The following is a 4,620-nucleotide window of genomic DNA, read 5'->3' on the forward strand; positions in this document are numbered from 1 at the left end:
CTCCCAGCCGGTCGTCTCGCCCTGGACCTACGACATCGACGAGCCGGACTCACGGGCGCCCGTCCGGCTGCGGCGCGAGCCGCGGCCCGACCCCTCGGCCGCGGGCGAGAGGCGGCCCGCGGAACTCCCGTCCCATCCCGCACCCCGCGAGAATCGCGTGCAGCCGCGGGAGCTCCAGGCGGAGGAGACCATCCGGCCGCTGGACCCGACCCCGCCGGCGCGGCCGCCGGACGCGTCGGAGTTCCGGGCGTGGATCAGGCCCGCGAGTTCGGTTCCCTCGTCGAGTCCGGTTCCGTCGTCGAGTCCGGTTCCGTCGTCGAGTCCGGTTCCGTCGTCGAGTCCGGTTCCCTCGGTTGGGAGCACGGCGAGAACCCGCGCGGCGCAGGCTGTCGACGCGCCGGCCGACCGCGGGCGCCGCCTTCCCGTGACGTTGGGTGCTGGTGCTGGTGGGGATCCTCGAAGGTTCCCGCCTACCACTCCGGTGGAACACGGCCTCAACGGTCGGGCGCTGCTGTCGGTTGTTCTGGCATTGATCTGGCTGTTCGGGCTTGGCAGCGTGGCCGCGATCGTCGTCGGCTCGGTCGCCCAGGCCCAGATTCGCCGCCACAACCAGCGGGGCCGACGGCTCGCGGCCGTCGGGATCGCATTGGGCTGGACCGGAATCGGGCTCACCGTCGTCAGTCTGCTGATCGTCCTCGCGCTGCGGTGAATTTGCCGCCGATCCGGTCAAGGCAGTCGAATGGTCGACCACGATCGGTGTTGTTCCGGTGTGATTTCTGACATATATCCGATGGTCAACTCCGTGACCTCGGACACGGGAGATCGCGGTGCCGCGTCCGGCGGTCACGCTCAGCGTCCTTTCTCGTACGCCTGATCCGGCCGTGCGCGGCGTGCCGGCGCCTCGTGCGGCGCGATGTACACCTCATTTGTCCTGTATCGATGGGCCTGACGTGGGAAGGAGGTCGTCCGTACCCGGGCGATGGCACCATCGGCGGCACCGAGCCGGTGGTCCGCCGACGGGCTCGCCGCCGCCGCCGAGCGTGCACAGCGGCACTACGCGTGACGCGCGCCGTAACCGCCTCGTCAGTAGGCTCGCAGGCGTTCTGTGCCCCCCTACGTAACCCGACCCGCACGACCGCATCCGACTGGACGGACCGTGGATCTCTTCGAATACCAGGCGAAGAAGCTGTTCGCCGAGCATGGCGTTCCGGTGCCCACCGGGAAGACGGCAACCACCCCTGAGGAGGCGCGCGCGATCGCCACCGAACTCGGTGGCAAGGTGGTCGTCAAGGCGCAGGTCAAAGCCGGCGGCCGAGGCAAGGCCGGCGGTGTCAAGGTGGCCGATGGGCCGGATGACGCCTTCGCGAAGGCTACGGCGATCCTTGGGATGGACATCAAGGGCCATACGGTCCACTCGGTGCTCGTCGAGGAAGCCAGCAACATCGCGGAGGAGTACTACGCCTCCTTCCTGCTGGACCGGGCCAACCGGACCTTCCTCGCCATGGCGTCCCGTGAGGGCGGCATGGAGATCGAGGAGGTGGCCGCGACCAACCCGGACGCGCTCGCCCGGATCGCGATCGACCCGCTGACCGGTGTCGACGCCGCGAAGGCCCGCGAGATCGCGGTGGCCGCCAAGCTGCCCGAGGCCGCGCTGGCCGGCGCCGCCGAGCTGCTGGTGAAGCTGTGGACCGTCTTCGTGAAGTCCGACGCCACCCTGGTCGAGGTCAACCCGCTCATCCTCACCGCCGACGGTCGCGTCATCGCGCTCGACGGCAAGGTCAGCCTCGACGAGAACGCCGACTTCCGGCACCCGGAGAACGCGGCGTTCGTCGACGTCTCCGCGGTGGACCCGCTGGAGCAGAAGGCCAAGGAGAAGGGCCTCAACTACGTCAAGCTCGAGGGCGAGGTCGGGATCATCGGAAACGGTGCCGGCCTGGTCATGTCGACGCTGGACGTGGTGACCTACGCGGGCGAGGAGTTCGGCGGCAAGCGGCCGGCGAACTTCCTCGACATCGGCGGTGGCGCGTCCGCGGAGGTGATGGCGAACGGTCTGTCGATCATCCTCGGTGACCCGTCGGTCAAGAGCGTCTTCGTCAACATCTTCGGCGGCATCACCTCGTGCGACGCCGTGGCCAACGGCATCGTGCAGGCACTGAAGATCGTCGGTGACGTCACCACCCCGCTGGTGGTGCGCCTCGACGGCAACAACGCCGAGGAGGGTCGTCGCATCCTCAAGGAGGCGAACCTCTCGGTGGTCAAGCCGGTCGACACGATGGACGGCGCGGCGAAGCTCGCCGCCGAGCTCGCCGCGGCCGCGGCCTGACCAGGGCGAAGGGATTGCGAACCGATGGCTATCTGGCTTGACGAGAACAGCCGGGTCGTGGTGCAGGGCATCACCGGCTCGGAGGGCACCAAGCACACCAAGCGGATGCTCGCCGCGGGCACGAACGTCGTCGCCGGGGTGAACCCGCGCAAGGTCGGCCAGCAGGTCGAGGGCGTGCCGGTGTTCGGCACCGTCGCCGACGCGATCGAGCAGGCCGGCGCGAACGTCTCGGTCATCTTCGTGCCGCCGAAGTTCACCAAGGACGCGGCGATCGAGGCGATCGACGCGGCTATCCCGCTCGCGGTGGTCATCACCGAGGGCGTGCCGGTGCACGACACGACCGAGTTCTGGGCGTACTGCCAGTCCAAGGGCACGACCCGGATCATCGGGCCGAACTGCCCGGGCATCGCCAGCCCCGGCCTGTCCAACGCGGGCATCATCCCGGCCGACATCACCCCCGGCGGCCGTATCGGCCTGGTCAGCAAGAGCGGCACGCTGACCTACCAGATGATGTACGAGCTGCGTGAGTTCGGCTTCTCCACCTGCGTCGGCATCGGTGGCGACCCGGTCATCGGCACCACCCACATCGATGCCCTCGACGCCTTCCAGGCCGACCCGGGCACCGACGCCATCGTGATGATCGGTGAGATCGGTGGGGACGCCGAGGAGCGGGCCGCGGCGCACATCGAGGCGCACGTGACGAAGCCGGTCGTCGGCTACGTCGCCGGCTTCACTGCCCCGGAGGGCAAGACGATGGGCCACGCCGGCGCCATCGTGTCCGGTTCGTCAGGAACCGCGCAGGCGAAGAAGGAAGCCCTCGAGAAGGCCGGTGTGCGGGTGGGTAAGACCCCGTCCGAGACGGCCCGCCTGATGGCTGACATCATGCGGTCGTTGTAGACCTGTTTAGATGATGAGCCCCCGCGTCCCGCGGTGGCTCATCATCGAGACGGTCCAGGGGCCACAGGTTGTCGGGGCGGAGGGCGCCCGGTGTCTTCCCTCCTCTCCCCACGACTGCGAGACTCCTGCTCGGTGCGTGGGCGAACTGGCGTCATCGTGCCGGCCGACCTGACGAAGTGGGGTTCCCGTCGTGGCACAGATCGGCGGTCGTAGCGTCGCGACCAACGACATCGGGGTGATCGCCTCCGGGCTGGTCATGTTCATCGTGGGCCTCCTGCCGTGGTACTCGGTGAACTACCTGTTCTTCGGTCGCAGCACGAAGGTGCACGAGAACGGCTGGGGGCTCGGGTTCAACTCCTGGTTCCCGATGCTGCTGGTGCTCGCGATGGCCGGTCTGCTCGTGGCGCGCCTGTTCGCGAACCTCCGCATCCCGGACGTCGGTCCGGTCTCTGCCCTGTGGATCCTGCCCGGTGCCTCGGCGTTCGCCAGCCTGCTCCTGCTCATCCGGTGGATCAGGTTCTCCGATGTGCAGAAAGGGCTGGACGCCAGGCCAAGCTATGGCTTCTACCTCGCGCTCGTCGCCGCCATCGTCCAGACGGTCTTTGGCGTCCTGGCGGCGCTGGCGAACGGTGCGACCATCCCCGGCCGCGGCCGGGCGGGTGGCCCGGGCGCGCCCGGGGCCTGGCCGCCGCCGGGCCAGCCGCCCTACGGCCAGCCCTACGGCCAGCAGCCGACGCCCGGCTACGGCGCCCCGACCGGCGGCTACAGCCAGCCCGGCTACAGCCAGCCGCAGCCTCCGGGCACTCATGGCCAGCAGCCCCCGGCGGACAGTTAATCTGTCGACGACGTGAGCGGCGAGCGTCCAAGCCCCTCGGAACGCAACCGGTGACCATCAAGGCCGGGCGGTGCGGACAGCCGGGATGTTCCCGGCATTTCCGGGCTTCGAGCGGCGTGTTGTCCGGGATGGCGTGCAGGCGCGTGCGAGCGTCCTAGCGTGCCCGCCATCCCCCACCGTCCCGGCCCCGCAGGCCAGTTCCTCGACCGGTTGTGGCAGCGGGTCGGCCGTCCGGCGGTGGCGGCGATCGCCGCGTCGGCGGCCGGTCTGATTTTCATCGAGTTCATCGTCCTGGTCGTGTGGGGTGCGGATACCGGTTCGTCCACCGGGCCTGCCGCGGCGCTGCGCGTCGGCACCGACCTGTGGCTCGTCGCCCACGGCACGACGCTGCGGCTGCCGGACGGGGTGATCGCCTTCCGGCCCCTCGGGCTGGCGCTGTTCCCCCTGGCCGCGGCGCTCAGCGCCGCGCATCGGCGGGCGGCGGCCGCACCCGCGCCAACTCACCCCACGCTGCGCCGGCCGGGCTGGGGTCGCACGGGCCGCGAGGGCCGGAGCGGCCCGGGGC

General features: G+C 70.1%; 5 protein-coding genes. All 5 read left to right on the forward strand.

Annotated elements, in window-relative coordinates; all coding sequences use genetic code 11:
• Positions 1–709 (forward strand): DUF4190 domain-containing protein (locus tag NBZ85_RS27860; RefSeq protein WP_261562962.1); only part of this gene is annotated, 709 nt, incomplete at its 5' end.
• A gap of 447 nt (positions 710–1,156) precedes the next feature.
• A complete protein-coding gene (sucC, locus tag NBZ85_RS27865; RefSeq protein ID WP_261560092.1) occupies positions 1,157–2,323 on the forward strand; it encodes an ADP-forming succinate--CoA ligase subunit beta in 1,167 nt (388 codons plus the stop codon).
• Between the two features lie 24 nt (positions 2,324–2,347).
• On the forward strand, positions 2,348–3,220 hold the full coding sequence (gene sucD / locus NBZ85_RS27870) for a succinate--CoA ligase subunit alpha (RefSeq protein ID WP_261560090.1): 873 nt from the start codon (positions 2,348–2,350) through the stop codon (positions 3,218–3,220).
• 190 nt (positions 3,221–3,410) lie between these two features.
• Positions 3,411–4,055, forward strand: coding sequence for a hypothetical protein (locus tag NBZ85_RS27875; protein WP_261560088.1), 645 nt, complete (start codon positions 3,411–3,413; stop codon positions 4,053–4,055).
• A gap of 159 nt (positions 4,056–4,214) precedes the next feature.
• A partial coding sequence (locus NBZ85_RS27880) for a cell division protein PerM (protein WP_261562964.1) occupies positions 4,215–4,620 on the forward strand: 406 nt, incomplete at its 3' end.

The sequence above is a fragment of the Frankia tisae genome (assembly GCF_025403405.1).
GTDB lineage: Bacteria > Actinomycetota > Actinomycetes > Frankiales > Frankiaceae > Frankia > Frankia tisai.

Excerpts from the sequence above, each read along its gene's own strand:
- sucD (WP_261560090.1), top strand. The coding sequence starts at position 2,348 with ATGGCTATCTGGCTTGACGAGAACAGCCGGGTCGTGGTGCAGGGCATC.